The 24,825-nt window shown below is 65.0% G+C and carries 27 protein-coding genes; 16 read left to right on the forward strand and 11 right to left on the reverse strand.

Features of this window, described 5'->3' with window-relative positions; genetic code table 11:
- Positions 1-91: 91 nt before the first annotated feature.
- Positions 92-1,174, reverse strand: a complete 1,083-nt coding sequence (locus WDB71_RS09575) for a GNAT family N-acetyltransferase/peptidase C39 family protein (protein WP_341501358.1) — start codon at positions 1,172-1,174, stop codon at positions 92-94.
- Between the two features lie 149 nt (positions 1,175-1,323).
- Here WDB71_RS09575 and WDB71_RS09580 point away from each other — a divergent pair, with 149 nt between their 5' ends.
- Together WDB71_RS09580 and WDB71_RS09585 are read left to right on the forward strand one after the other, a co-directional pair.
- Positions 1,324-2,748: a RimK family protein gene (locus tag WDB71_RS09580; protein ID WP_341501359.1), complete on the forward strand. Its 1,425-nt coding sequence runs from the start codon at positions 1,324-1,326 to the stop codon at positions 2,746-2,748.
- A gap of 83 nt (positions 2,749-2,831) precedes the next feature.
- On the forward strand, positions 2,832-3,374 hold the full coding sequence (locus WDB71_RS09585) for an inner membrane-spanning protein YciB (protein WP_341501360.1): 543 nt from the start codon (positions 2,832-2,834) through the stop codon (positions 3,372-3,374).
- A 45-nt stretch (positions 3,375-3,419) separates the two neighbouring features.
- On the opposite strand, the gene WDB71_RS09590 is transcribed toward WDB71_RS09585, so the two are convergent.
- Positions 3,420-3,803: a VOC family protein gene (locus WDB71_RS09590; protein ID WP_341501361.1), complete on the reverse strand. Its 384-nt coding sequence runs from the start codon at positions 3,801-3,803 to the stop codon at positions 3,420-3,422.
- 129 nt (positions 3,804-3,932) lie between these two features.
- Between WDB71_RS09590 and WDB71_RS09595 the strand changes: the two genes are divergently transcribed.
- Genes WDB71_RS09595 through WDB71_RS09605 form a run of 3 tightly spaced genes read left to right on the forward strand, consistent with a single transcriptional unit; the run spans position 3,933 to position 5,933 of the window.
- Positions 3,933-4,733: a DUF4922 domain-containing protein gene (locus WDB71_RS09595; RefSeq protein WP_341501362.1), complete on the forward strand. Its 801-nt coding sequence runs from the start codon at positions 3,933-3,935 to the stop codon at positions 4,731-4,733.
- Between the two features lie 53 nt (positions 4,734-4,786).
- The gene (locus tag WDB71_RS09600; RefSeq protein ID WP_341501363.1) at positions 4,787-5,608 is read left to right on the forward strand and encodes a hypothetical protein; all 822 of its coding nucleotides are present in this window, start codon (positions 4,787-4,789) and stop codon (positions 5,606-5,608) included.
- A 25-nt stretch (positions 5,609-5,633) separates the two neighbouring features.
- Positions 5,634-5,933, forward strand: a complete 300-nt coding sequence (locus tag WDB71_RS09605; protein ID WP_341501364.1) for a YciI family protein — start codon at positions 5,634-5,636, stop codon at positions 5,931-5,933.
- Positions 5,934-5,998: 65 nt separating this feature from the next.
- Here the strand turns inward: WDB71_RS09605 and WDB71_RS09610 are convergent, their stop codons facing one another.
- Together WDB71_RS09610 and WDB71_RS09615 are read right to left on the reverse strand one after the other, a co-directional pair.
- On the reverse strand, positions 5,999-6,871 hold the full coding sequence (locus tag WDB71_RS09610) for an NAD(P)-dependent oxidoreductase (RefSeq protein WP_341501365.1): 873 nt from the start codon (positions 6,869-6,871) through the stop codon (positions 5,999-6,001).
- A complete protein-coding gene (locus WDB71_RS09615; RefSeq protein ID WP_341501366.1) occupies positions 6,868-8,433 on the reverse strand; it encodes an FGGY-family carbohydrate kinase in 1,566 nt (521 codons plus the stop codon). Before WDB71_RS09615 ends, WDB71_RS09610 begins: the two co-directional genes overlap by 4 nt.
- A gap of 239 nt (positions 8,434-8,672) precedes the next feature.
- Between WDB71_RS09615 and WDB71_RS09620 the strand changes: the two genes are divergently transcribed.
- Together WDB71_RS09620 and cdd are read left to right on the forward strand one after the other, a co-directional pair.
- Entirely contained in the window at positions 8,673-9,668 is a 996-nt protein-coding gene (locus WDB71_RS09620; protein ID WP_341501368.1) for a 2-hydroxyacid dehydrogenase, read from the forward strand.
- Positions 9,665-10,570 carry a cytidine deaminase gene (gene cdd, locus WDB71_RS09625; RefSeq protein ID WP_341501369.1) on the forward strand — a complete coding sequence of 302 codons (906 nt, stop codon included), beginning with the start codon at positions 9,665-9,667 and terminating at the stop codon, positions 10,568-10,570. The genes WDB71_RS09620 and cdd overlap by 4 nt, the downstream gene beginning before the upstream one ends.
- A gap of 217 nt (positions 10,571-10,787) precedes the next feature.
- On the opposite strand, the gene WDB71_RS09630 is transcribed toward cdd, so the two are convergent.
- Entirely contained in the window at positions 10,788-10,967 is a 180-nt protein-coding gene (locus tag WDB71_RS09630; protein WP_341501370.1) for an Arc family DNA binding domain-containing protein, read from the reverse strand.
- On the reverse strand, positions 10,967-11,824 hold the full coding sequence (locus tag WDB71_RS09635) for an SPFH domain-containing protein (RefSeq protein WP_341501371.1): 858 nt from the start codon (positions 11,822-11,824) through the stop codon (positions 10,967-10,969). The genes WDB71_RS09630 and WDB71_RS09635 overlap by 1 nt, the downstream gene beginning before the upstream one ends.
- A 124-nt stretch (positions 11,825-11,948) precedes the next feature.
- Here WDB71_RS09635 and WDB71_RS09640 point away from each other — a divergent pair, with 124 nt between their 5' ends.
- Positions 11,949-13,004: a hypothetical protein gene (locus WDB71_RS09640; RefSeq protein WP_341501372.1), complete on the forward strand. Its 1,056-nt coding sequence runs from the start codon at positions 11,949-11,951 to the stop codon at positions 13,002-13,004.
- Here the strand turns inward: WDB71_RS09640 and WDB71_RS09645 are convergent.
- Positions 12,964-13,356 (reverse strand): STAS/SEC14 domain-containing protein, encoded by a 393-nt coding sequence (locus tag WDB71_RS09645; RefSeq protein ID WP_341501373.1) that lies wholly within the window; start codon positions 13,354-13,356, stop codon positions 12,964-12,966. The genes WDB71_RS09640 and WDB71_RS09645 overlap by 41 nt on opposite strands.
- Before the next feature lie 65 nt (positions 13,357-13,421).
- On the opposite strand from WDB71_RS09645, the gene tpiA reads away from it, so the two are divergent.
- The 5 genes from tpiA (at position 13,422) to WDB71_RS09670 (ending at position 20,376) form a co-directional block, all read left to right on the forward strand.
- Positions 13,422-14,186 (forward strand): triose-phosphate isomerase, encoded by a 765-nt coding sequence (gene tpiA / locus WDB71_RS09650; RefSeq protein ID WP_341501374.1) that lies wholly within the window; start codon positions 13,422-13,424, stop codon positions 14,184-14,186.
- A 358-nt stretch (positions 14,187-14,544) separates the two neighbouring features.
- Entirely contained in the window at positions 14,545-16,668 is a 2,124-nt protein-coding gene (locus WDB71_RS09655; protein WP_341501375.1) for a winged helix-turn-helix domain-containing protein, read from the forward strand.
- Between the two features lie 141 nt (positions 16,669-16,809).
- Entirely contained in the window at positions 16,810-17,868 is a 1,059-nt protein-coding gene (locus WDB71_RS09660) for an OmpA family protein (RefSeq protein ID WP_341501376.1), read from the forward strand.
- 56 nt (positions 17,869-17,924) lie between these two features.
- Positions 17,925-18,542 (forward strand): DUF502 domain-containing protein, encoded by a 618-nt coding sequence (locus WDB71_RS09665; protein WP_341501377.1) that lies wholly within the window; start codon positions 17,925-17,927, stop codon positions 18,540-18,542.
- 52 nt (positions 18,543-18,594) lie between these two features.
- On the forward strand, positions 18,595-20,376 hold the full coding sequence (locus tag WDB71_RS09670; RefSeq protein WP_341501378.1) for a DUF885 domain-containing protein: 1,782 nt from the start codon (positions 18,595-18,597) through the stop codon (positions 20,374-20,376).
- Here WDB71_RS09670 and WDB71_RS09675 read toward each other — a convergent pair.
- Positions 20,351-20,776 (reverse strand): putative metalloprotease CJM1_0395 family protein, encoded by a 426-nt coding sequence (locus WDB71_RS09675; RefSeq protein ID WP_341501379.1) that lies wholly within the window; start codon positions 20,774-20,776, stop codon positions 20,351-20,353. The two genes, WDB71_RS09670 and WDB71_RS09675, sit on opposite strands and share 26 nt — an antisense overlap.
- A gap of 2 nt (positions 20,777-20,778) precedes the next feature.
- Positions 20,779-21,012, reverse strand: a complete 234-nt coding sequence (locus WDB71_RS09680) for a hypothetical protein (protein ID WP_341501380.1) — start codon at positions 21,010-21,012, stop codon at positions 20,779-20,781.
- 142 nt (positions 21,013-21,154) lie between these two features.
- Between WDB71_RS09680 and yfbR the strand changes: the two genes are divergently transcribed.
- Both yfbR and WDB71_RS09690 read left to right on the forward strand, forming a co-directional pair.
- Entirely contained in the window at positions 21,155-21,715 is a 561-nt protein-coding gene (gene yfbR / locus WDB71_RS09685; RefSeq protein WP_341504201.1) for a 5'-deoxynucleotidase, read from the forward strand.
- The gene (locus WDB71_RS09690; protein ID WP_341501381.1) at positions 21,702-23,030 is read left to right on the forward strand and encodes an anti-phage deoxyguanosine triphosphatase; all 1,329 of its coding nucleotides are present in this window, start codon (positions 21,702-21,704) and stop codon (positions 23,028-23,030) included. The genes yfbR and WDB71_RS09690 overlap by 14 nt, the downstream gene beginning before the upstream one ends.
- Positions 23,031-23,056: 26 nt before the next feature.
- Here the strand turns inward: WDB71_RS09690 and WDB71_RS09695 are convergent, their stop codons facing one another.
- Both WDB71_RS09695 and WDB71_RS09700 read right to left on the reverse strand, forming a co-directional pair.
- The gene (locus WDB71_RS09695) at positions 23,057-23,224 is read right to left on the reverse strand and encodes a hypothetical protein (protein ID WP_341501382.1); all 168 of its coding nucleotides are present in this window, start codon (positions 23,222-23,224) and stop codon (positions 23,057-23,059) included.
- A 64-nt stretch (positions 23,225-23,288) separates the two neighbouring features.
- The gene (locus tag WDB71_RS09700) at positions 23,289-23,918 is read right to left on the reverse strand and encodes a YchE family NAAT transporter (RefSeq protein WP_341501383.1); all 630 of its coding nucleotides are present in this window, start codon (positions 23,916-23,918) and stop codon (positions 23,289-23,291) included.
- A gap of 239 nt (positions 23,919-24,157) precedes the next feature.
- Here WDB71_RS09700 and WDB71_RS09705 point away from each other — a divergent pair, with 239 nt between their 5' ends.
- The gene (locus WDB71_RS09705) at positions 24,158-24,820 is read left to right on the forward strand and encodes a 2OG-Fe dioxygenase family protein (RefSeq protein WP_341501384.1); all 663 of its coding nucleotides are present in this window, start codon (positions 24,158-24,160) and stop codon (positions 24,818-24,820) included.
- The last annotated feature ends 5 nt before the right edge of the window (positions 24,821-24,825 follow it).

The following is a 24,825-nucleotide window of genomic DNA, read 5'->3' on the forward strand; positions in this document are numbered from 1 at the left end:
GGCCTGGAGCGCCCATTGAGAGTGCGAGCAAAGGCCGAGGGAAGAGGCAAGGAGCATTGCGCTTTGCGCTGGCAGACAGGATCGAGGATCGTCAGAAAACCAGTACCGCCGCACCGTATTGGCGCCGGCCGAAGCGGGCCATGGTGGCGAAGGCCGCTTTGGGCACCGGCACCCCGGCCACCTCGTTCAGGGCCTGGCCGGGATCCTGGTCAGGGTCGTGCAGGTACACGAAGCGCTCATCCATGGCCACCACCAGCACCCAGTGCGGCGCCTTGAGGCGGCTGAACTGATAGGAGGAGATCAGCACCAGGGCCAGGCCGCCACCGGCCAGGTGCCGCGCCAGTCCTTCCGGCTCCAGTCGCTGGGCGATCACCGGGATATGGGCCTTATGCAGGGCCGCCAAGAAGTCCTGGTACACCAGGGCCAGCACCTCCTTTTTGGCGGCGCTGCGTACCCCGTCGATAAAGGGCACCTCGTGGTCCGACACGCACAGGCTCACCGCCAGGCCACGCCTGTGGGCGGCCAGGGCCAGGCCTTCGCCGCTGCAGCCGCCGTGGCCCGAGGTCATGAAGATGGTGGTGGCCTCGCGCCAGATGGCCAGTTCGTCGGACAGGGTCGGCTTGTGGCGTTTCTTCAGCGCCGACAGCGCCATCAGCAGGCAGGCCGGGCCGCAGCTGAACTCGGTCTGCTGGGGGTAGAACGGCACCTTGAGGTGGCCCTTGGGCAGCCGGCCCTTGAGGCGCTTTTCCATGCGCAGGCCGTCGCCGCCGTCCTGGTAGTAGGCCACCAGGGCCTTGAGGGGGCGAAAGCCGGCCTTTTGATAAAGATCTATCGCGGCCTGGTTGCTGTTGGCCACCTCCAGGCGCAGCGCCGCCACCCCTTCGGCCAGGCAGCGCGCCTCCAGTTTGGCCAGCAACCTGCGGGCCAGGCCACGGCCCCGGGCCTCGGGCGCCACCGCCAGGGAATAGAGCCGGGCCAGGGAGGCGCCACTCTTGAACAGCAGCACGGCGCTGGCCAGCAGCTGGCCGCGCTCGGCAATGAGCCATACCTCGCCGTGGGCCTCCCTGATCAGGTGCCGCCATTGGCGGCGCTCGATGCGATCGCTGGTGAAGCAGCGCCTTTCCAGGGCGTCCAGGGCGGGGATGTCGTCGGAGGTGGCAAGGCGCAGGACCATGGTCTTTCCCGTGTGTGGCTATGGGCACACTCTAGGATCGGCACCGGCCAAAACACAGCGAACTTTTCTGCTCCCAACGACAAGAATTTCTTGCTGGCCTAACGTCCGCCAAAGGCGCACCTTAGCGGCGAAATTCCAAGGAAGCTGCCATGACCCGCCTGACCATACTGCTGAGCCGCCTCAAAGACTGGGGCAAGCTCTACCCCAGTGACGATCTCATGACCACCCGCCAGTACCTGGCCAAGGGCGCGGCCCTCGGCGACAAGGTGCAGGTGCTCAACCTCACTGGCAACTACCGCTACCAGGGCGAAGGCTACTACGGCTCGCTGCTGGCCGAGGCCAGGGGCCACCGGGTGCTGCCGTCCGTGGCCACCCTCAACGATCTGGCCCGGCGCGATCTCTACCAGCAGGCGCTGGTCGGCCTGTCCGGCCCGGCCACCGACGACAACGACAGGCGCGAATTCAAGGTACTGTTCGGCCGCACCCTGGCGCCGGAGCTGGCCGAGCTGGGCCGGCAGCTGTTCGACCGTTTCCCGGCGCCGATCCTGTCGGTCACCCTGGCCGGCAGCCAGGTGCAGCGCATCAAGGCCAGCGGCCTCAAGGGGCTGACAGATGCCGAGGAGACCCTGTTCGCCCAGGCCCTGGACGGCTTTTCCTCCAAGATCTGGCGCATCAAGAAGCCCAGGCGCCGCTACCGCTTCGATCTGGCCATGCTGGTGGACCCCAGCGAACAGCTGCCACCCTCCAACGCCGGGGCCCTGAAGCGCTTCATTCGCGCCGGCCGCACCCTGGGGGTGCGGGTGCAGCCAATCCGCCACCAGCACCTGGCCAGGCTGGCGGAGTTCGATGGCCTGTTCATCCGCGAGACCACCAGCATCCACGGCCCCAGTTTCCGTTTCGCGCGCCGGGCCGAGCAGCTGGGCCTGGCGGTGATGGACGATCCCCAGTCGATCCTGCGCTGCACCAACAAGATCTACCTGGCCGAACGCCTGGCCCAGGCCGGCATCGCCACCCCCAAGACCCTGGTGGTGGCCAGGGGCGACCGCGACGGCCTGAACCAGGCCATGGATGAACTGGGCTTCCCGCTGGTGCTCAAGATCCCGGACGGCTCCTTCTCCCGGGGCGTGGTCAAGGCCAGCACCCCGGCGGAGGTGGAGCAGCACGCCCAGGCCTTCTTCAAGCTAAGCGCGCTTGTCCTGCTGCAGCAGTACTGCTACACGGAGTTCGACTGGCGGGTGGGGGTGCTGGACCGCCAGCCCCTGTTCGCCTGCCAATACCACATGAGCCGGGGCCACTGGCAGATCTACCATCACCAGGGCGGCCGTACCCGCTCTGGCGGCTTCGAGACCCTGGCGGTGGCGGCGGCGCCCAGGGCGGTGGTGGACACGGCGGTGAAGGCCGCCAACCTGATGGGCGACGGCCTGTACGGGGTGGATCTCAAGGTGGTGGACGGCAGGCCGCTGGTCATAGAGGTGAACGACAACCCCAACATCGACGCCGGCATCGAAGACAGGGTGCTGGGCGAGCAGCTCTACCTGAGGCTGATGCAGGCATTCATTCGCCGCATGAGCTAGCGCGCACCGGCTGTAACGGCCGGTGACATACCAAGCTCGCGCAAGATCACGTAAACTGACAGGCCATCGAAGAGGAGTAACTGATGGCCCTGCTGGAATACCTTCCCCTTATCGCCTTTTTCATCGCCTACAAGCTGGCCGACATCTACGTGGCCACCGCCGTACTCATGGGCTGCTCGGCCCTGACCCTGGTGGTCACCAGGATCATGGGCAAACCCATCAGCAAGCAGCAGTGGTGGCTGTTCGGGGCCATCATGGCCTTCGGCGCCATGACCCTGGCGTTTCGCTCCGATCTGTTCCTGAAATGGAAGTTCACCCTGGTCTACAGCGCCTTTGCCATCGCCATGGCCGCCAGCGAGCTGATGGGCAAGAACCTGATCAAGAAGGCCATGGGCGAGATGATCCCGGCCCCCGAGGCGCTCTGGCGGCGCCTGGCCTTTGCCTGGAGCGGCTTCTTCGCCACCCTGGCCGGCGTCAACCTGCTGGTGGCCTACAATTTCAGCCAGCAGACCTGGGTCAACTTCAAGGTGTTCTGGACCATGGGGCTGACCTTCGGCGCCGTAGTGCTGACGGTGCTGAGCCTCTACAAGTACCTGCCCGCCGACGAGGAGCAGGACAAGCAATGAAAAAGGTGGCCTCGGCCACCTTTTTTGTTTCGGTCACATCGCTGTTCATTCCGCATGCTGGTAGGGCTGCCACAGCTCCACCTTGTTGCCTTCCGGATCCAGGAACCAGCCGAACAGGCCGCAGGGATCGTCCACCGGGCCGTCCAGCACGGTACCGCCGCCCTCCGCCACCTGGGCCAGGGCGGCCTTGATGTCGTCGACCACCAGGTTGACCATGAACTGCTGGTCGGAAGGTGCAAAATAGTCGGTGTCTGACTTGAACAGCCCCCATACCGTGTAGCCGCCCTTGGGGTAATTTGCGGTCTTGAATTCGGCACCGCAGAACTGCTCGTTGACGGGCATCCCCAGCCACTTCTGGTACCAGGCCGCCAGCCCGTCCCTGTCCAGGCAACGAAAAAATACGCCGCCAACCCCCATCACCTTGGCCATAAAGCATCCTTTTGTTTACCGGTTTTCGCCCCTCAGTCTAGCCGCTCGGCAACGCCTTGGTGCGATTCCTGGTTTTCAATTGCCAAACCACTGGATAGGCTAGGGAAACCAGCAGCAAGGAAAGCCTTCATGTCTGAACTCTTTGCACGGGCGGCATTGCTCAGCCGCCGGGCCCTGGCCAGCGGCCACCTGCAACCCCAGGCCACCGAGGTCACCCTGGTCCACCAGGACGGCCTGGATTTCGTGCTGCGCACCGCCAAGAGGCCGCCCGCCAAGCCGGACAACCTGGACGGCAAGCCCAAGGGCGATCCCTTCGGGCCGCCGGAGCCCGAGCTGACCCTGGGGCCGGCCGGATCCGAGCACCTGTGGCTGCTCAACAAGTTCAACGTGCTCGACATCCACCTGCTGCTCATTACCCGCGACTTCCAGCCCCAGGACGCCGAGCTGACCCTGGCCGACTTCGCCGCCTTCTGGCCCCAGGTGCAGCAGACCGATGGCCTGGGCTTCTACAACGGCGGCCGCGACGCCGGCGCCAGCCAGCCCCACCGCCATTTCCAGTTGGTACCAAGGGCCATGGCCCCGGAACTCACCGCCCTGCCCCTGGATTTCAGCCACCCTGAGCACAGGGCCAGGCTGGCCTTTCGCCACCATTACCGGCACCTGCACGGCGATGAAACACCCGAACAGCTCTTCGCCGCCTGGCAACAGGCCAGGGACGCCCTGGGCCTGGAAAGGGAAAGCCCCTTCAACCTGCTGCTGCTGCGCCAGGGCCTGATGGTGATCCCCAGGAAACAAAAGGGCCTGGCCGGCCTGGAGGTGAATGCCCTTGGCTTCGCGGGCTCCTTCTTCGCCCACGATCAGGCCCAGAAGGCGCAGCTACTGGCCACCGGCTTCCTGCCGCTGCTGCACGGGGTGGCCCTGGGGGCCTAGCCGGCCCCTCGTGCTATCATTGCGCACCAAAACAACAACGTCAGAGGAAGACCATGAGTACCGCCAAGCAACACCCGCTACTGTCCCTGGCCGCCAACCTGATGGTGATCGCCGGTTTTATCGGCGCCTTTATGCCCGAACTGTTGCTGCAGTTCCTTGGCGAAGGGGTCCAGCCCTTGCTGGTACTGGCCTGGCCGCTCTTTATCGGCGGCATCGCCTTAGGGGTCTGGGCCGTCATGCTCAGGCGCCAACGGCGCCGGGAGCTGCTGAATGATTCCCGCCGGCCGGCCCGGCACGAAGCAGTGGCCGAGCGCCTGGACCAGGAGCTGGACTGGACCCCCCTGGTACGTGGCGGTGCCAACTTCCAGACCAAGAAGCTGGTGGCCCTTGCCAACGGCAACCTGCAGGTCAAGGCCAGCTGGAAGATGGTGCTGTTTGGCGCCCTGTTCATGGCCATGGGCGGCGGCATCGGCGGCTTTATCGCCTACCAGATGCACCTTTCCGGCGAAGGTGCCGCCCTGCTGTTCCCGCTGGGCTTGGGGCTGGTGTTCGTGGCCGTGGGTGGCGGCATCATCTACTTCGCCAGCCGCAAGGCCGTTTTCGACAGGCGACGCCGCCTCTACTACAAGGGCGACGCCAACAGGCCCAAGGAATCGGCCCGCTTCGACGACATCAAGGCGCTGCAGATCCTGGCCGAGCGCTGCACCAGCACCGATTCCGACGGCCACCGCAGCAGCTACACCAGCTACGAGCTGAACCTGGTGCTGCCCGAAGGCAGGCGCCTCAACGTCATGGACCATGGCAACCTGGAACGCCTCCATGAAGACGCCCGGCGCCTGGCGGAGCTGCTCAAGGTACCGGTAGTATCCCGATAAAGAATTTATAAAACAGGAACTTATCATGTGGTATATGATCGTCTCCCAGGACGTTGACAACAGCCTGCCGCTGCGTGCCCGGGCCCGCCCCGCCCACCTGGCCCGCCTGGAGGCGCTCCAGAACCAGGGCCGGCTACTGCTGGCAGGTCCCCTGCCGGCCATCGACAGCGAGAACCCCGGCGACGCCGGCTTCACCGGCTCCCTGGTGGTGGCGGAGTTCCCGTCCCTGGAAGAGGCCCAGGCCTGGGCCGATGCCGACCCCTATGTGGCGGCCGGCGTCTATGAAAGCGTGCTGGTCAAGCCCTTCAAGAAGGTGCTGCCCTGAGCCCTCCCTGAAACCCAGACATGAAAAAAGCGGCCCTCGGGCCGCTTTTTCTTTGCTGCAACGCCTTACTTGTCGAAGGCTTCCAGGCGCGCCATCAGGCTGGAGGTGTCCCAGCGGCTGCCGCCCAGGGCCTGCACCTCGCCGTAGAACTGATCCACCAGGGCGGTCAGGGGCAGGCGGCTGCCGTTGCGGCCCGCCTCACTGAGGGCGATACCCAGATCCTTGCGCATCCAGTCCACCGCAAAGCCGAACTCGTATTCACCGGCGGCCATGGTCAGGGCCCGGTTTTCCATCTGCCAGCTCTGGGCGGCACCCTTGGAGATGGTCTCGACCACCTTCTCCACGTCCAGGCCCGCCTTCTTGGCGAAATGGACCCCTTCGGCCAGGCCCTGCACCACGCCGGCGATGCAGATCTGGTTGACCATCTTGCACAGCTGACCGGCACCGGCCGGGCCGATCAGGGTCTGCTGGCGGGCGTAGTGGGCCATCACCGGCTCGGCGCTGGCGAAGTGTTCGGCCTCGCCGCCGGCCATGATGGTCAGCACGCCGTTTTCGGCGCCGGCCTGGCCGCCGGACACGGGCGCGTCCAGAAAGCCCAGGCCCCGCTCGGCCAGCCTGGCGGCCAGCTCCCGGGCCAGATCGGCGCTGGCGGTGGTGTGGTCGATGAGCACGGCGCCGGCGGCCATGCCGTGCACGGCCCCTTCCTCGCCCAGCACCACCTGGCGCACGTCGTCGTCGTTACCCACGCACACGAACACCAGCTCTGCGCCCTGGGCGGCCAGGGCCGGGGTGGCGGCAAAGCGGCCGCCGTACTGGCGGGCCCAGGTCTCGGCCTTGTTGGCCGTCCTGTTGTAGACGCACACATCCAGACCTGCCTGCTGCAGGTGACCGGCCATGGGGTAGCCCATGACTCCCAAACCGATAAAGGCCACTTTCATCGCGGGGGCTCCTTTTCCAAGAGACGCCGAAGGCGCTGGTAGAGGGGTTTGAGCCGGCCATAGGCCGGCCTGTAGACGGATTTGTAGAGCTGCTGGTAGTGCCTGGCGTGCTCGGGATGGGGCCAGAACACCTTGTCGTTGCGGCACATCTTGGCGCTGGCCTGGGCGAAGCTGGTGTAGGCGCCCACGCCCACGGCGGCTGCCATGGCCGCACCCAGGCCGGAGGTTTCGAAGGTGTGGGGCCGCTCGGCGGGCAGGTTGAGCACGTCGGCGGCGATCTGCATCACCACGTCGGACTGGGCGCCGCCACCGGAGATCAGCAGCCGGCTGATGGGCCTGCCGGAGGCCTTTTCGATGCGTTCCTTGCCCTGCCTGAGGGCGAAGCAGATCCCCTCGATGACGGCCCGGTACAGGTGGGCGCGGCCGTGCTGCTCCCGAAAGCCCAGCACCGCGCCCCTGGCCTCGGGCCCGGGGTAGATGATGCCAGGCGCCCAGTGCGGCTCCACCACCAGGCCCTCGCAGCCCGGCGGCACCTGCTCGATAAGCTCGCAGACCACCTGCTCGGGGGCAACGCCACGGCGCTCGGCCTCGGCCACTTCCGCCTGGCCGAACTCGCGGAGCAGCCAGCTCAGCAGCCAGAAGCCCCGGGACAGCTGCATCTCCACGCAGTAATGGCCCGGCACCACGGCCGGATAGGGGGGCAGGAAGCGCACCGCCTCCATGTAGAAGGGGGTGGTGACCGAAACAGTGGCGGTGGTGCCCAGGCTGACACAGGCCACCTCCAGCTCGTGGGCACCGCTGCCCAGTACCTCGCACTGCTTGTCACCACCGGCGGCGATCAGCGGCAGGCCCTCGGGCAGGCCGGTCGCCAGGGCGGCGGCCGGGCTCAGCTCGCCCAGCAGCTCGCCGGCCCTGACCAGCTCCGGCAGCTGCTCACGCTTCACGGCCAGGGCCCACCACTTCCAGTCCCAGCGGGCGGCCCACTGCTGGTGGCGATAGGAAAACGGCAGGTAGCCCACCTGGCCGGCCACGGCATCGCGGAAACGGCCGGTGAGCTTCAGGGTCAGCCAGGCCGACAGCAGCCCCTTGTGGCGGCTGTTCTCGTCCACCTCGGGCTGGTTGGCCTGGACCCAGTTGGCCTCGGCCTCGCCGCGAAAATACTGGACGGTGCCGAGCTGGCCGGCCAGACGCAGCGGCCAGCGCCAGTACCAGGGCAAGGGGGCCAGGCGCTCCTGGCGGCGGCTGTCCGGCCAGACCATGGCCGGGCGCAGCGGCCGGCCAACCTCGTCCAGGTGCACGAAGGTGCCCCTCTGGGTGGTCAGGCTGGCCGCCAGCAGCTGGCCCTCCTCGAGGGGGTGCTCGGCCAGCAGCCGCTTGCTGGCCCGGCACAGGGCCTGCCAGAACAGTTCGGGATCCTGCTCGGCCCAGCCCGGCCTGGGGCTGGCATAGGGGGGCGCCAGCTTTTCCTGGGCCTTGGCCACCAGGTTGCCCTGCAGATCGAACAGCAGGGCCCGTACCGATTGGGTACCGTTATCCAGTGCCAGAAGGTAACGTCTTGTCATCCCTGGAGTTTACGGCAGAAAAAAGTGCCGACATTCTACCAGAACCCCAAGGCCGGTGCGGCCGAGATGGCCTCTTTATGGCATTCCCTTGCGCATCAAGGCTGTAAAGTCGTGGTTGCGCCTGCCGCTAACCCTGGCCTGGCGGCATCCGCACCGCCGGGCTGTTCCCCTGATGGCTGGGTTTGTTGCCAACCCGAAAATGCGCTACAAATAGGCCCCAGTCATGGCAGGAGCAGCCCATGAAAGTGGCGGTGTTTTCCTCAAAACCTTATGACCAGAAGAGCCTGGAGCAGGCCAACAGCCCGGACAGCGGCCTGAGCTTCCATTATTTCGATGCCAGGCTGGCGCCGGACACGGCGGCCCTGGCCCAGGGCTTCGACGCCGTGGTGCCCTTCGTCAACGACAAGCTCGACGCCCAGGTCCTGCAACGGCTCAAGGACGGCGGGGTGCGCTTTATCGCCCTGCGCTGCGCCGGCTACAACAACGTGGATCTGGACGCGGCCGGCCGTTTGGGGCTGATTGTGACCCGGGTGCCCGCCTACTCCCCCGAGGCCGTGGCCGAGCACGCCGTGGCCCTGATGCTGGCCCTGGGCCGGCGCCTGCACAAGGCCTACAACAGGGTCCGGGAGGACAACTTCAGCCTGGACGGCCTGCTGGGCTTCAACCTGCACGGCAAGGCGGTGGGCATCGTCGGCACCGGCGCCATCGGCCTGGCCCTGGCCCGCATCCTCAAGGGCTTCGGCTGCCAACTGCTGGCCAGCGACCCCTACCCCAGCGAAGCGGCCAGGGCACTGGGGGTGAGCTACCTGCCCCTGGACGAGCTGCTGGCCAGGGCCGATATCATCAGCCTGCACTGCCCCCTGACCCCGGACAGCCACCACCTCATCAACGCCGCGGCCCTGGCGCGGATGAAGGACGGCGTCATGCTGATCAACACCAGTCGCGGCGCCCTGGTGGACACCCACGCCATCATCAATGCCCTCAAGAAAGGCAAGCTGGGCTACCTGGGCCTGGACGTGTACGAGCAGGAAGGGGATCTCTTCTTCGAGGATCTCTCCAACGAGATCATCCCCGACGACTGCTTCCAGCGCCTGCTGACCTTCCCCAATGTGATCATCACCGGCCACCAGGGCTATTTCACCCGCGAGGCCCTGGGCCAGATAGCCCAAACCACCCTCGACAACCTCAGCACCCTGGCCGCCGGCAAACGTAACGGAAACGAACTGACCCCATGATCGACTTCAAGCAACTCGACGGCCAGCGCCTGCAAGCGGCCCTGGCCGGCTTCCCCGACGCCCTGCAAAGCGAACTTGGTGCCTGGCTGGACCAGCCCGGCTTCGACGCCACAGTCGCACCGGATCGCTTCCAATACTGGCAGCAGCAGGCCGGCCTGGACGCCGACGCCCTGATGCTGGCGCTGCTGCCCCTGGCCAGCTGCCTGGCCCTGCCCGGCGTTTCCCACTTCTATGTGGGCGCCGTGCTGCTGGGCCGCTCCGGCCGCCTCTATTTCGGCGCCAACCTGGAATTCCCGGCCCTGGCCCTGGCCCAGACGGTTCACGCCGAGCAGAGCGCCATCACCAACGCCTGGCTGCACGGGGAAACCGGCCTGGACACCCTGGCGGTGAACTACAGCCCCTGCGGCCACTGCCGCCAGTTCATGAACGAGCTGGTGGCGGCCCAGGAACTGCGCATCCTGCTGCCGGGCCGGGGCGCCCTGACCCTGGCCGATTACCTGCCGGACGCCTTCGGCCCGGCCGATCTGGACATCGACAGCCGGCTGCTGGCCGACCAGGCCAGGCCCCTGGGCACCCTGAGCAGTGATCCCCTGCACCTGGCCGCCACCGAGGCCGCCGGCCTCAGCCATGCCCCCTACTCCGGCACCCTGGCCGGGGTGGCCCTGGGCCTTAGTGACGGCGCCCTGCTCTGTGGCCGCTACGCCGAGAACGCCGCCTTCAACCCCTCGCTGCCGCCGCTGCAAAGCGCGCTGATCGCCGCCCGCCTGCAGAGAAGGGATCTGGGCCAGGCCAGCCGGCTGGTGCTGGCGGAGAAGGCCAGCGGCCTGGCCTCGCAGCTGGCGACCACAAAAGCCCTGGCCAAGGTGCTGGGGCTGCCCAGGGTCGAGCATCTGACCTTGTAGAACCAGAGTCGCCAGGGCTGGCACCAGCCTCGAAAGGCCCTGGCCAGATCTTTAAATCTGCCCCGGGTCGAACACCTGGCCTTGTAAAACCAGGGTCGCCAGGGCTGGCGCTAGCCTCGAAAGGCCCTGGCCAGATCTTTAAATCTGCCCCGGGTCGAGCATCTGGCCTTGTAAAACCAGGGTCGCCATAACGGAAAAAGGGGCCTGGGGCCCCTTCCTATTCCTCCTCTATGACCCTGGGCTCGGGCGGCTTGAGCCGCCCGGCCTGGTAGAGGGCCTGCCTGAGCACATATTCTATCTGGCCGTTGACCGAGCGCAGCTCGTCGTCGGCCCAGCCCTGCAGGGCCTTGAGCACCTGCTCGTCGATGCGCAGCGGATAGGCCTTCTTTTTTGCCATCAGTACAGGCTGCCGGCGTTCACCACGGGCTGGGCCTGAGTCTCACCACAGAGCACCACCAGCAGGTTGGAGACCATGGCCGCCCGGCGTTCCTCGTCCAGCTCGACGATGTCCTTTTCCGACAGCTTGCCAAGGGCCATTTCCACCATGGACACGGCGCCTTCCACCACCTGGGTGCGGGCGGCCACCACGGCGGCGGCCTGCTGGCGCCTGAGCATGGCCGAGGCTATTTCCGGCGCATAGGCCAGGTGGCTGATGCGCGCCTCTATGACCTCGACCCCGGCCTTGTCCAGGCGATCCTGGATCTGGCCCTTGAGCTCCTCGCTGATCTCGGGAGTATGGCCGCGCAGCGACAGCTTGCCGTCCTCGTACTGGTCGTAGGGATGGATGGAGGCCAGGTTGCGCAGCGCCGCCTCGGACTGGATGGACACGAAGCCCTCGAAGTCGTCCACCTCGAACACCGCCTCGGCGGTGTCCACCACCCGCCACACCACCACGGCGGCGATCTCGATGGGATTGCCGGCCTCGTCGTTGACCTTGAGCTGGTCGCTCTCGAAGTTGCGGATCCTGAGCGATACCCGCTGCTTGCTGTACAGGGGGTTGGCCCAGCGCAGGCCGGGCGCCACCACTGTACCGGTGTAGGCGCCGAACAGCTGCAGCACCTTGGCCTCGTTGGGGGCCACCATGAAGAAGCCGGCCAGGCACACCAGCTCCACCACCAGGGCAATGACCAGCAGGATCTTCAGGGCCACCGGGGCCAGGTTTACGATGCCGATAACGGTCAGGATGATCAGCAGCGGCAGCACCACCAGCATCAGGTAACCGGAGGGCACGGCGCGACGACGTTCCGTGATCATGGGATTCTCCTTTAAAGTGATATCATTTTAATATCTACCTGATCGTTTATTGGCCGTCAAGGCACTTGCGGCGGCACCGCGCCCTTGGCATCCTTGGCGCACTTTTGATGAGACCAGGTGTGCCATGTCCCTGCCCTTCGTGATCCGTGCCGGTAAAAAAGCCAAGGCCAAACTGCTCAAGGACGGCTTCCACCAGGACCAGTTCGGCGCCATGCTGGGCGCCTCCGGTGGTCCCAAGTGGTTCATCCTGGCCGGCCTGGACCGCTATCTGGCCGGGGAGTTCTGGCCGGGCCGGGACAGGCCCCTGCAACTGCTGGGCTCCAGCGCCGGCGGCTGGCGCATGGCCGCCCATGCCTGCGCCGAGCCGGTGGCGGCCATAGCGCGTTTTCGCGATCACTACCACCGGCTGACTTACGCCGAGGACGCCAGCGCCGCCGATGTCACCGCCTCCAGCAAGGCCATGATCGATACCCTGCTGGGCAAGGGCGGCAGCGGACAGATCCTGGCCAACCCGATCATGAAGCTGCACCTGATCACCGCCGGTTGCCGCGGCCCCCTGGCCAGCGACAGCAGGGGCCTGCAGCTGCCGGGCCTGGGCCTGGCGGCCCTGGCCAACCTGGTTCACCGCCGCAGCCTGGGCGCCTTCTTCTCAAGGGGGGTCTTTCATGTGGATGACAGGCCGCACTGGCTGGAAACGGGCGATCTGCCCACCGAATACCTGAGGCTGACCGAGACCAGCCTGCCCCTGGCCCTGGAGGCCACCGGCGCCATTCCGCTGGTGCTACAAGGGGTGCGCGGCATCCCCGGCTCCCGGCATAGGGTGCATAGGGACGGCGGCATCATCGACTACCACTTCGACATGCAACTCAGGCCGGACGGCCTGGTGCTCTATCCCCACTTCTACAGCCACCCGATCCCGGGCTGGTTCGACAAGGGCCTGACATGGCGCAAGCCCAAGGCCGCCCACTACGACAACGTGGTGATACTGGCGCCCCATCCCGAGCTGGTGGCCGGCCTGCCCGGGGGCAAGCTCAGTGACAGGACGGATTTCGCTCGCCTGACCGACGCCGAGCGCATCGCCTGCTGGCAGCAGGTCATGGACGCCGGCGAGCGGATGGCCGAGGCCTTCGCCAACAGCCTCAGGAGCGGGAGCTGGACCCGGGCGCTGGCAGACTATTGAGCCAGAGCCAGGCCTCTTCGGTGGCCTCGGGGGCGAACAACCGCACCGGGCAGTGCATCAGGGGCGCGAACAGGGTCAGGGCCCAGTTCAGCCAGGCCGGGCCGCCCACCAGAGCCAGGCCGGCGAAGCCGTTCCAGTGGCTGAGGCCGAGCCGGGCGTCGTCCCAGAGCGCCCTGGGGCTGAAGCCCTGGAAGGTCTCGTCGATGATCAGCATCACCAGCACATGGGGATGGTCGACCAGGGCCTTGTCGATGGCCGGCACCAGCACCCGCTGGTAGTCATCGTGGCTGATATGGTCGCTCAGGTGGAAAGCCAGGGCGTTGCCTTGGCTCCTGGGCAGGGCGGTGATCATGGCGGTTCCTTGTGTGGTATCCTCTCGCCCCATAATCATAACCCCTACAAAGAACAGGAGTACGGATGCGACGTCCTCTGGTAATGGGTAACTGGAAGCTGCACGGCACCAAGGCCAGTGTGGAGAAGTTACTGATCGAACTCATGGTCACCGCCAACGAAGCTCATCAGGTCGATGTGGTGGTCTGCCCGCCGGTGATCTTCCTGGGCCAGGCCGAGCGCCTGCTGCGCTATTCCAACATCGAGCTGGGCGCCCAGAACATCGACTTCAACCGCCAGGGTGCCTTCACCGGCGAGGTGTCGCCGCAGATGCTGGAGGAGTTCGGCGTCAAGTACGTGATCGTCGGCCATTCCGAGCGCCGCAGCCTGCACCGGGAGAACGACGAGCTGGTGGCCCGCAAGTTCGAAGCGGTCAAGGATGCCGGCCTTATCCCCGTACTCTGTGTTGGCGAAACCGCCAGCGAGCGCCATAACGACGAAACCCAGGACGTGATCCGCCACCAGCTGGACGCGGTGTTCAAGCGCTGTGGCAAAAAGGCCTTCGACAACGCCGTCATCGCCTACGAGCCGGTCTGGGCCATCGGCTCCGGCCAGGCCGCCACCCCCCTGGAAGCCCAGCAGGTGCACGCCTTCATCCGCCAGCACCTGGCCAAGCAGGACTCGGCCAGCAGCGACGCCATCCGCATTCTCTACGGCGGCTCCGTCAAGGCCAGCAACGCCAGGTCCCTGTTCATGATGGACGACATAGACGGTGCCCTGGTGGGCGGCGCCTCCCTGGATGCCGGCGAGTTCAGCAGCATCTTCCACAACGCCATCGCCGATCTGGCCTGACTTGGCCCTGGATCCCAAAGGGCGGCCTTGGCCGCCCTTTTTTATTGCTGGATTTCAGGCAAAAAAAATGGGCGGCCCAAAAGAGCCGCCCTATGCGTCCATAAAGATCCCCAGGGATGATCCAGGTTCACTCTATCTTGCCGCGGTGACGCAAGGCGCCTACCACGAGATATCTGTCTCTCCCTCTCCCTTGCCTGGCCTGCCGAGCTAACGACAAAACCGGTGCAGATATCCGTGGCGGCAAATTCCTGCGTCACCGCAAGACCGAGGTTGCCCCCTGGCGTCATGACGGGCATGATATGGGCATGAGATTTTTGTGATCTTTTTATTTTTCCAACAATTTCAAAAACATAAGAAAGTGGAAAACATCTCGACGCTGACATCGGATAACCAGGCCAGGGCCTTCATACTGGGTGAATGGCTGGTGAGGCCGGACCTGAACCTGCTGATCCAGGGCGACCAGGAGGTCGCCCTGGAGCCCCGCGCCATGGTGTTGCTGGAGGCCCTGGCCCGCCAGGCCGGCGAGGCGGTGAGCCGGGAGGCACTGCTGGATGAAGCCTGGCCCGACATCATCGTCTCCGACAACGCGTTGAACCAGTTCATCGTCAAGCTCAGGCGTGCCCTGGGCGACGACGCCAAGAACCCTTCCTATATCGTCACCGTACCCAAGAAAGGTTACAGGTTGATTGCCAAGGTCGAGGAAGCCCGGCTCAATGCCGTGCATATCCCTTCGGCCCTGAAAAGCGAGCCCACCGCCAAGCCCAGGCGCAGGCTGCTGTGGCTGTACAGCCTGGGCGTGCTGGTACTGATGCTGCCGCTGTTGCTGCGCCTGTTCACCGAGCTGGCCTGGAACCAGGGCTTCGAGCAGCGCATTCCCCTGACCTCCCTGCCGGGCACCGAAGAAGAGGCCCGCTTCAGGCCCGGCGACAATGCCATCGTCTTCGTCAACCACAACGACCGGACCAGCGGCCTCTATTACCAGAAGATGCCGGATCAGGGTGCCAAGTCTCTGCGCGAGCCCCAGGTACTGCTGGAGTCCCCCCATCACCTGTTCCGCTCCCCGGACTGGTCACCGGACGGCAGCCGCCTCATCTACATCAGCCAGACCCGGGACCAGTGCGAGATCCACATGGCCCGCTTCCAGGAAAGCCCGCCGGCCCTGACCGAGGCCCGCAAGGTCGCCGACTGCCGCCTGGAAAACCCCCATACCATGGTGCGCTTCGGCGAAGACGAGAACACCATCCTCTACAACCACAGGGACAGCCAGGCCCAGCCCTACCGGATCTACCGCAAGCGCCTGTCCACGGGCCGCCGGCTGCAACTGACCAACCCGGTGGAGCCCGGTGCCGGCGATATCTATTTCGTGCTGTCGGAGGATCACCTTCAGCTGGCGGTGCTGCGCGCCCGGCAATGGCCGGCCCAGGAGCTGCACTTCCTCAACCCCAAGCATGGCGACAATCTGCCCAACAGCTACATCATCCATATATCCGGTGGCCTGCACCGCTATGGCTTCTCCTGGGCCGAGGATCTTCGCCACTATTACATGATGGATGTCCCCGGCAAGCTGGAGCGGGTCGACAGCAACCTGCTGTCCCAGACCCTGGTCGAGGACGAGCCCGTCCACAGCCCGCTTTACGACAGCGGCCAGGATCAACTGCTGGTGGTCCAGGGCGATCTGGACAGGGACATCTACCGCATGGACAACCCCCTGCTGTTCCCGGACGCCAAGCCCCAGGGCCTGCTGGTCTCGGATGCCGACGACCACTCCCCCAGCTTCGGCCAGGACGGCGAGATCTATTTCGCCTCCAGGCGCAGCGGCAAGAGCCAGTACTGGCGGCTCAGCCACGGTATCCAGCTGCAGCTGACCGACCTGGACGAGGAGATCCGCCTCAGCCAGCTGCAACTGGGCGGTGAACAGCTCACCGCCGGCACCGAGGAGGGTATCGTCCTGCTCGGCGCCGCCGACAACCTCTGGGATCTGGAGCCGATCCTCACGGACTACAAACCCGTCAATGCCAGGCTGAGCACCGACGGCCAATACCTCTATTTTGCCTCCGAACACAGCGGCGACTGGCAGCTCTGGCGCCGCCACAGCGCCAGCGGCGAGCTGGAGCAGATCACCGCCAGCGGTGGCTTCTGCGGCCAGACCGACGCCAAGGGCCGCTACCTCTACTTCACCCGCTTCCACCTGCCCGGCCTGTGGCGCCACGACCTCGAGACAGGTACCGAGCAGCAGGTGGAGGCCAACATCGCCTGGCAGCGCTGCGATGCCTGGCAGCTCACCGAGGGCGGCGTCTATTACCTGACCGAGGACACCGGCCAGGAGATCCAGCGTTTCGACCTCCACGCCAAGCGCATCGACCGGGTGCTGCGCCTGCCCAACGGCTACAGCGCGCAATTTTCGGTCAGCCCGGACGAAAAAAGCCTGCTTTTTACCAAGCCAAAGGCGTTCCAATCGGATCTGGTGTTATTCAGACGTTAAAATAAGTACCGCCCCGTCGCTTTTCTTAATCCCAGCTAAACTGTCCAGAACATTTGCTTGGCAGCCTGTTTTTGCTTTGCCTACAATTTCTCCCGAACAACACCAAGAAGTTCTTTTTTTGCCTTTGGCAAGGGAGTTAATATGAACAAAGTTAGCGCTTTTCGTTTTTCTGTGGTTGCCGCCCTGGTGACCCTGTCCCTGAATGCTCAAGCCGATGTCACCAAAGAAGATTTGGCCGGTCGCGTCTATGTCGGTGGTCACGTCAACATGATGGATCTGGACAGCGATCGCATGGCCAAATCCCACGAGATGGCTCAGGATTTCAAAACCTTTGCCCCCGGTGTTGAACTGGGTTATCGCATCAGCAATGACTGGGAAGTTCGCGGCTATTACGATTATGTTCAGGCCGATCTGAAAAACCACTCCAGCAGTGCCTATGGTGAAAGTTTCGGTGCCGATGTCATTTATAACTTCACCAACAATTTCTACGGCCTGGTCGGTATCAACCGCACCAATGTCGAGCAGATGCACGACAGCTTCGCCCGCCTGGGTGCCGGTTACCGTACCTTCTTCAACGACAACCTGGCCTTCCGTGCCGAAGTGGCCGCCCAGCAGGACGACAGCGACTTCACCGACTATGTCGCCGGCATCGGCCTGCAGTACTTCTTCGGTGGCAAGCCCGCCCCGGCGCCGGTGAAGGCCCCCGAGCCCAAGCCCGAGCCGGTGGTCATGGACTCCGACAACGACGGCGTACCGGACGACAAGGACGCCTGCCCCGGCACCCCGGCCCAGTACCAGGTGGATGCCCGTGGCTGCACCAAGTACGACACCGAGACCGTGACCGAGAAGCTGCTGGTCAACTTCGACAACAACTCGGCCCTGGTCAAGCCCCAATACTTCGGTGAAATACAGCGCATCGCCAAGTTCATGAAGGCCTTCCCGAAACTGGACGTGGTCATCGAAGGTCACACCTCCGCCCCCGGCAAGGCCAGCTACAACCTGACCCTGTCCGAGCGCCGCGCCCAGGCCGTGGGTGAAGTCCTGGCCAGCGAATTCGGCATCGACCGTGCCCGCATCAAGACCGTCGGCTACGGCGAGACCCGCCCAGTCATGGCCGGCAGCAGCAAGGAGGCCAATGCCGCCAACCGCCGCATCGAGGCCAAGCTGTCTGCGACCCGCAAGGTCGAAGTCACCAAGTAAATTGCTTATCGATGGCAAGGGGGGCTATGCTCCCCTTTTTTTATGGGAGAAAAGGGATGCGCAAGCCCCTTCGCTGGCTGGTCCAGGGCATGCTGGTGCTGGCCCCGGTGATCCTGACCTTTTACATGCTTTGGGCCCTGTACCGCTTCCTGGAGCAGAACATCTTCACCCCTGTTGGCAACTGGCTGCTGCCCCTGCTGGGGATCTCGCCGCCACAATGGCTGATGGCGCCCCTGGGCATGGTGTTGGCACTGCTGCTGGTGATGCTGGTGGGCATGCTCACCGGCAACTTCCTGGGCGGGCGCCTGCTGCGCCTGGTGGACGGCGCCCTGTCGCGCATGCCGCTGGTCAAGCTGCTCTACAGCGCCATCAAGGACGTGTTGACTGCCATCTTCGGCGAGGACAGGCGCTTCAGCAATCCGGTACTGGTGACCCTGGGTGAAGGGGTGCAGCTGATCGGCTTCATGACCCGGGACAACATGGCCGAGCTGGCCCTGGACGACCACGTGGCCGTCTACCTGCCCCAGTCCTTCAACTTCGCCGGCAACCTGATCCTGGTGCCCCGCGACAAGGTCCAGCCCCTGGCCGTCAGTGCCGGCGACGTGCTGCCGCTGGTGGTGGCCGGTGGCGTGTCAAAACAGAACGGCAACGGCTCATCGCAGAAGCCTTGCTAGGAAAAGGCCAAGAGGCCATGCTGTTGCCAATCAAAACAACAGGTAACAACAGATGGTCTCGAAAAAACTCCTGGTCGGCGCCGCCGTTTCCCTGGCGCTGGCCGGCTGCAGCCAGAACATCCAGGCGCCCCAGGCCCCCGTCGCCCAGCTCCAGATGCAGGGCCAATCCCAGGCCCTGCAGGCCCTGGTCGATGAATTCATCCCCGCCCTCTGGGAACAGTACCCCACCTGGGCACTCTACGTGGGTTACTACCGGCACGCCGGTGAGCTGCCCATCCCGAATGCCGAGGGCCGCGCCAGGCAGCTGGCCTTTGCCGATACCTGGCTGAAGCGCTTCGACGCCATCGATGCCAGCCAACTGCCGGCCAGCGAGCAGATCGACCTCAAGCTGATCCAGAACCAGCTCCGGGGCATCCGCTTCGGCATCAATGAACTCAAGAGCTGGCAGTGGAACCCGGCCCAATACAACGTGGCCGGCGTGCTGGCCAGGCTGCTGAACGAGGAATTCGCCCCCGAGGCCGAACGCCTGGGCCTGATGATCGGCCACCTGGAGCAGGTGCCGGCCTACTACGCCGCCGCCCGGGCCAGCATCCACAATCCGACCCTGGTCCACACCAGCCTGGCCATAGGCCAGAACCAGGGCGCCTTCAGCGTGCTCAACCAGGCCCTGCTGGACAGGGTCGCCGGCTCCGCCCTGAGCGCGGCCGACAAGCTACGTTTCGAGTCGGCCTACTGGCAGGCCAAGGCCGCCATCCAGAGCCATGTGCGCTGGCTGGAAGCCCTCAAGGGCCGGCTCGAAAAGGAAGGCGCCCGCTCCTTCCGCCTGGGCGAGGCCCTCTACGAGCAGAAGTTCGCCAACGACATCCAGTCCGGCCTGACCGCCAGGCAGATGTACCACAAGGCCCTGGCCGACAAGGAGCAGGTGCTTGGCGAGATGATCAAGCTCACCGACCAGCTCTGGCCCAAGTACTTCCCGGGCCAGGCCCAGCCCGCCGACCAGCGCCAGGCGGTACGGACCCTGATCCAGCACCTGTCGGTCAAGCATGTGGACAGGGACGACTTCGTGCCCGCCATCAAGGCCCAGATCCCCGAGCTGGAAGCCTTCATCCGCGCCAAGGATCTGCTGACCCTGGATCCCAGCAAGCCGCTGGTGGTGCGTGAGACCCCACAATACATGCGCGGCTTCGCCGGCGCCTCCATCTCCGCCCCCGGTCCCTACGACAGCGGCGCCAACACCTATTACAACGTCACCCCCCTGGACGGCATGAGCGACGCCCAGGCCGAAAGCTACCTGCGCGAGTACAATCACTGGATCCTGCAGGTCCTCAACATCCACGAGGCCATTCCCGGCCACTACACCCAGCTGGTCTATTCCAACCAGTCCCCCAGCCTGGTCAAGAGCCTGTTCGGCAACGGCGCCATGGTCGAGGGCTGGGCCGTCTACACGGAGCGGATGATGCTGGAAGCGGGCTACGGCGACTTCGAGCCGGAGCTGTGGCTGATGTATTACAAGTGGAACCTGCGGGTGATCTGCAACACCATACTGGACTACAGCCTGCATGTGCTGGGCATGACCGAGGAGGAGGCCCTGGATCTGTTGATGAACGACGCCTTCCAGGAAGAGGCCGAAGCCCGGGGCAAGTGGAAGCGGGCGACCCTGTCACAGGTGCAGCTGACCAGCTACTACTCGGGTTTCAGGGAGATCTACGACCTGCGTGAGGAGCTCAAGGCCAGGCAGGGCGACGCCTTCGACCTCAAGGCCTTCCACGAGCAGTTCCTGAGTTACGGCTCGGCCCCAGTGCGGGACATCAGGACCCTGATGCTGAGCCAGTGAGTGCCTGCTGCTCGGGCGCTTCCCTGAGCAGCTGTTGGCGGGCGCGGTTGGCCATGGCGATGGCCTCGGCCGCCACCCGCCTGTCCTGGGCGGAGGGCTCCACCGGTGCCAGGGCGGCCCTGTGGATCTGCTCCGCCTTCTCCAGAGTGGCCTGGGGATCCCCGGCCACTTCCGAGGCGTCTATGGCCACCTCCCCCGTTACCGCATAGCGACGGCCGTCCGGCCCTTTTTCATATCCGTAGCTGACCCCCTGGGCATAGGGCCCGGCGGCGTTGAGGTGGGCCTGCTCGTGGCTGCGCACCTCCCTGTCCCTGGCCTTCAGCTCGGCCACCTGCTGCCGTTGCGCCGGGTCAAGGGCCGCGCCGGCGGCGGCCTGCGGGGTGGCGGTCAGGCCTTCCATGGTCAGGCCCGGGAATCGATCAGGGTACCCAGGGCATCATCGGCGGCGGGGTTGCGGCCGTTGTCGGTGCGATCCTGGTATTCGGCCACCCGCTGCTCCACCTGGTTGCGGCTCAGGGGCGCTTCGGCGGCGTCAAGCTGCTGCGGCTCGAGCTCGGCTTGTGGTGGCTGGGGCGCCGGCCTGGCCTCCGGCTGGGGGGCATTGAGGGGCGGCAGGGGCTGGTTGCTGATTTCCATATTCGTCTCCTTTTTCGCCAACGTCCCAAGCATACACCCAAAGGCCCTTGCATGGCGTCGGCGCCTTTGATACTTCTGTCACATAATTCGGGCAGACAAGGATCTTCAGTTGACCAGTCATCTCTTTGCCCACCTGGCGCGGATGAAGCTGATCCGCCGCTGGCCCTTGATGCACAACGTGCAACAGGAAAACGTGGCCGAGCACAGCCTGCAGGTGGCCACCGTGGCCCATGCCCTGACCCTGATCCACAACCAGTTGGCCGGGGACAACCTCAACGCCGACCGGGCCGCCACCCTGGCCCTGTTCCACGACGCCTCCGAGGTGCTGACCGGCGATCTGCCCACCCCGGTCAAGTACTACAACCCCAAGATCGCCGACGAATACAAGAAGATAGAGGACGCCGCCGAAGCCCGGCTGGTCTCCATGGCGCCGCCGCTGCTGCGCGACGACTTCGCCGCCCTGATCCACCAGAAGGACGAGCCCGCCAGGCTCAAGGCCCTGGTCAAGGATGCCGATACCCTCTGCGCCTACCTCAAGTGCCTGCAGGAGCTGAACATGGGCAATCACGAGTTCGAGCAGGCCCGCAAGCGCCTGGAGGCCATGCTGGCCGAGCGCATGAACCCGGCCATCCAGTATTTCCTGGACACCTTCGTGCCCAGCTTCACCCTGACCCTGGACGAGATCAGCAATGACCCTGAGTGACCACTGGCTGGCCCGGCCCGACGCCGACCAGAGCCCCAGGCGCCACGACCACAGATCCCCCTTCCAGCGCGACCGGGCGCGGATCCTGCACTCGGCGGCCTTTCGCCGCCTGCAGGCCAAGACCCAGGTGCTGGGGGTGGGCCAGGCCGACTTCTACCGCACCCGCCTCACCCATTCCCTGGAGGCGGCCCAGATCGGCACCGGCATCCTGGCCCAGCTCAGGCACAAGTACCCAAAGCTGCAGTGGCTGCTGCCGGACGAGGCCCTGGTGGACGCCCTCTGCCTGGCCCACGACATCGGCCACCCGCCCTTCGGCCACGGCGGCGAGGTGGCCCTGAACTACATGATGCGCGAGGCCGGCGGCTTCGAGGGCAACGGCCAGACCCTGCGCATCCTGGCCAGGCTGGAGCCCTATACCCAGCAAAACGGCATGAACCTGTGCCGCCGCACCCTGCTGGGCGTGCTCAAATACCCGGTGCTGGCAAGCCGCTGCCAGGGCCCCTTGCCGGAGGCGGTGACCAACCACCGCCAGCTGCGCGCCGCCGACTGGCAGCCTCCCAAGGCCATCTACGACGACGACAAGGCCATACTGGACTGGATCCTGGCGCCCCTGTCAGGCGCCGACCAAACGCGCTTCTCCCAGCTGCGCACCACCAGGCAGCGCCATGCCAAGGCCAAGTACAAGTCCCTGGACTGCTCCATCATGGAGCTGGGCGATGATATCGCCTATTCGGTCCATGACCTCGAGGACGCCATCGTCATGGGCCTGGTCAGCGCCCAGGCCTGGCAGCAGGACGTGCAGGAGCCCATAGAGACCCTGGCCGTGCCCTGGCTGTCGGACAACATGGCCAGGCTCAGCGAGCAGATGTTCAGCGGTGAGCACTTCCTGCGCAAGGACGCCATAGGCGCCATGGTCAACGCCTTCATCACCAGCATCGAGCTGATGCAGCTTGGCGAATTCGACAGCCCCTTGCTGGACTGGAATGCCGCCCTGCCCGGCCCCTACCAGCAGGCGCTCAACGTACTGAAGGGCTTCGTCTACCGGCATGTGGTCAAGCAGCCCGAGCTGCAGTTGCTGGAATACAAGGGCCAGCAGATGGTGATGGGGCTGTTCGAGGCCATGGCTTCGGACCCCCAGCGGCTGCTGCCCCAGAGCACCAGGGTCCGCTGGCAGGAAGCCAGGGAGAAGGGCGAGAACGCGCTGCGGGTGATAGCCGACTATATCGCCGGCATGACCGACGATTACGCCGGCCGGCTCTACGCCACCCTGTTCCTGCCCAAAGCCGGCACCGTCTTCGAGCGCCAGGTGCAATGAAAAAGGCGCCCTTGGGCGCCTTTTCTTTAGCAGCGGCCTTTCTTGGCCTGGCCCGGCGGGCAGTGTTTGCCGTGGCCACCGGAGCTGTGAACACCGTCGATCTCCACCTGGGGCGGCTTGATCTCCAGGCTCGGGCCGCGGATGGCGCAGGCGTTCAGCAGCAGGCAACCCATGACAATGGCAAGCTTCTTCATGTTTCTTTCTCTGTATTGTGGGTAGATCCGCAAAAGGATACCAGAGAGGGCCCTAAACCCGGCCTTAACCCAGCACCGGAAAGAGCACCTTCAGGCCACGGGCCATGAATTCCACCCCCAGGGCCATCATGATCAGGCCCATGATGCGGGTGATGACGTTGATGCCGGTGGTGCCAAGGCCCTTGCTGAGCAGGGGCGCCAGCATGAACACCAGCCAGGCGATGAAGCAGGCGGCGACTATGGTGGCGCCGAAGATGGACAGATCCATGACGCTGGAGTGGGCCTGGGCGTAGACGATCACCGTGGTGATGGCCGCCGGCCCGGCGATAAGCGGCAGCGCCAGGGGCACCAGGCTGACCGACTCCCGGGCCACCGCCTCCCGGCCTTCCTCGGCGGTGCGGCGCACCTCGCCCAGCTTGCCCTGCAGCATGGACAGCGAGGTGAAGCTGAGCAGGATGCCGCCGGCCACCTGGAAGGAGGCCACCGAGATGGAGAACCAGCTCAGCAGCTCCTCGCCCAGCAACAGCACCACGAACAGGATGCAGATGGAGGCCACCACCGCCATCAGGGCGGTCCTGTGCCGTTCGCCGTCGTCCTGATGGGAGGTCAGACCGATAAAGACAGGTAGCAGCCCGAAGGGATTGATGATGGCCAGCAAGGCCACGAAAAACTGCATGTAAACGGAATAATCCACGCCCTGCTCCTGTGCTGGTCAATAACGGCAGGCCAGTCTACTGGCTGACCCGACATCCATCGAACGAATAATTTTGCAGGCGGTGTCATTAGATTTACTTATTAATAGCCGTATACAACTCTTTACAGACTTTGTGACCGGGTCGTCATGACAGTGTTTCACTGTGCCGTTAGAATGTGCGCGCCTTGGCCGGCCATCTGGTCCGGCCTCTTAGATAGACAAAGATGGACAACGCGATGATGAACGCCACGACTGAGCTGCAACAAAAGGTGTCTGACTACAGCTACCAGTTGGGTCAACTAAGCAATGCTGCTGTTGCCAGCCTGGCCCCCTCCTTCGCCCGCTTACCTCTGGATCCCTATATCGACGGCGATTTCCGCCTGCGCCGCTATTCCAACTTCAAGTTCATCGACGGCAAGCTGCTGCGCCAGCCCACCAAGAGCTTCATGCAGTCGAGCGACATCAACCAGTATCTGGGTGATGTGGAGCGCGTCTACGCTGAGCTGGAAGAGAGCGTCGCCCAGAGCGAGGCCATGGTGGAGCTGTTCGACTCCTTCAAGGCCGCCACCGGCCTCGGCGACGACGCCATCATCGAAGTGCATCAGATGCGCATCACCTGCCAGCGCGACGACAGCTCCCTGCCCGCTCCCGAAGGGGTGCACCAGGACGGCTTCGATTTCCTGGGCGTCTATGTGATGGGCAACCATGACATCGAGGGCGGCGACATCATGCTCTACAACAAGCCCGATGAGGCCCCCTTCTTCCAGGAATACTTCGAGGCCGGCCGTTTCGTGATCCTCAACGACCGCAGGTATTTCCACAACGCCGCCCCCATAGCCCCCCTGCCGGGCCATGATAAGGGCGCCTGGGACGTCATCGTGCTGACCGCCCACGCCGCCTGATGAAA

It is taken from the genome of Gallaecimonas sp. GXIMD4217 (assembly GCF_038087665.1).
Classification (GTDB): Bacteria; Pseudomonadota; Gammaproteobacteria; order Enterobacterales; family Gallaecimonadaceae; genus Gallaecimonas.

What these genes read in the sequence shown, in the direction of transcription:
- WDB71_RS09575 (WP_341501358.1), bottom strand. Translation starts at nt 1,174, where the DNA reads ATGGTCCTGCGCCTTGCCACCTCCGACGACATCCCCGCCCTGGACGCC.
- WDB71_RS09580 (WP_341501359.1), top strand. Translation starts at nt 1,324, where the DNA reads ATGACCCGCCTGACCATACTGCTGAGCCGCCTCAAAGACTGGGGCAAG.
- WDB71_RS09585 (WP_341501360.1), top strand. Translation starts at nt 2,832, where the DNA reads ATGGCCCTGCTGGAATACCTTCCCCTTATCGCCTTTTTCATCGCCTAC.
- WDB71_RS09590 (WP_341501361.1), bottom strand. Translation starts at nt 3,803, where the DNA reads ATGGCCAAGGTGATGGGGGTTGGCGGCGTATTTTTTCGTTGCCTGGAC.
- WDB71_RS09595 (WP_341501362.1), top strand. Translation starts at nt 3,933, where the DNA reads ATGTCTGAACTCTTTGCACGGGCGGCATTGCTCAGCCGCCGGGCCCTG.
- WDB71_RS09600 (WP_341501363.1), top strand. Translation starts at nt 4,787, where the DNA reads ATGAGTACCGCCAAGCAACACCCGCTACTGTCCCTGGCCGCCAACCTG.
- WDB71_RS09605 (WP_341501364.1), top strand. Translation starts at nt 5,634, where the DNA reads ATGTGGTATATGATCGTCTCCCAGGACGTTGACAACAGCCTGCCGCTG.
- WDB71_RS09610 (WP_341501365.1), bottom strand. Translation starts at nt 6,871, where the DNA reads ATGAAAGTGGCCTTTATCGGTTTGGGAGTCATGGGCTACCCCATGGCC.
- WDB71_RS09615 (WP_341501366.1), bottom strand. Translation starts at nt 8,433, where the DNA reads ATGACAAGACGTTACCTTCTGGCACTGGATAACGGTACCCAATCGGTA.
- WDB71_RS09620 (WP_341501368.1), top strand. Translation starts at nt 8,673, where the DNA reads ATGAAAGTGGCGGTGTTTTCCTCAAAACCTTATGACCAGAAGAGCCTG.
- cdd (WP_341501369.1), top strand. Translation starts at nt 9,665, where the DNA reads ATGATCGACTTCAAGCAACTCGACGGCCAGCGCCTGCAAGCGGCCCTG.
- WDB71_RS09630 (WP_341501370.1), bottom strand. Translation starts at nt 10,967, where the DNA reads ATGGCAAAAAAGAAGGCCTATCCGCTGCGCATCGACGAGCAGGTGCTC.
- WDB71_RS09635 (WP_341501371.1), bottom strand. Translation starts at nt 11,824, where the DNA reads ATGATCACGGAACGTCGTCGCGCCGTGCCCTCCGGTTACCTGATGCTG.
- WDB71_RS09640 (WP_341501372.1), top strand. Translation starts at nt 11,949, where the DNA reads ATGTCCCTGCCCTTCGTGATCCGTGCCGGTAAAAAAGCCAAGGCCAAA.
- WDB71_RS09645 (WP_341501373.1), bottom strand. Translation starts at nt 13,356, where the DNA reads ATGATCACCGCCCTGCCCAGGAGCCAAGGCAACGCCCTGGCTTTCCAC.
- tpiA (WP_341501374.1), top strand. Translation starts at nt 13,422, where the DNA reads ATGCGACGTCCTCTGGTAATGGGTAACTGGAAGCTGCACGGCACCAAG.
- WDB71_RS09660 (WP_341501376.1), top strand. Translation starts at nt 16,810, where the DNA reads ATGAACAAAGTTAGCGCTTTTCGTTTTTCTGTGGTTGCCGCCCTGGTG.
- WDB71_RS09665 (WP_341501377.1), top strand. Translation starts at nt 17,925, where the DNA reads ATGCGCAAGCCCCTTCGCTGGCTGGTCCAGGGCATGCTGGTGCTGGCC.
- WDB71_RS09670 (WP_341501378.1), top strand. Translation starts at nt 18,595, where the DNA reads ATGGTCTCGAAAAAACTCCTGGTCGGCGCCGCCGTTTCCCTGGCGCTG.
- WDB71_RS09675 (WP_341501379.1), bottom strand. Translation starts at nt 20,776, where the DNA reads ATGGAAGGCCTGACCGCCACCCCGCAGGCCGCCGCCGGCGCGGCCCTT.
- WDB71_RS09680 (WP_341501380.1), bottom strand. Translation starts at nt 21,012, where the DNA reads ATGGAAATCAGCAACCAGCCCCTGCCGCCCCTCAATGCCCCCCAGCCG.
- yfbR (WP_341504201.1), top strand. Translation starts at nt 21,155, where the DNA reads ATGAAGCTGATCCGCCGCTGGCCCTTGATGCACAACGTGCAACAGGAA.
- WDB71_RS09690 (WP_341501381.1), top strand. Translation starts at nt 21,702, where the DNA reads ATGACCCTGAGTGACCACTGGCTGGCCCGGCCCGACGCCGACCAGAGC.
- WDB71_RS09695 (WP_341501382.1), bottom strand. Translation starts at nt 23,224, where the DNA reads ATGAAGAAGCTTGCCATTGTCATGGGTTGCCTGCTGCTGAACGCCTGC.
- WDB71_RS09705 (WP_341501384.1), top strand. Translation starts at nt 24,158, where the DNA reads ATGAACGCCACGACTGAGCTGCAACAAAAGGTGTCTGACTACAGCTAC.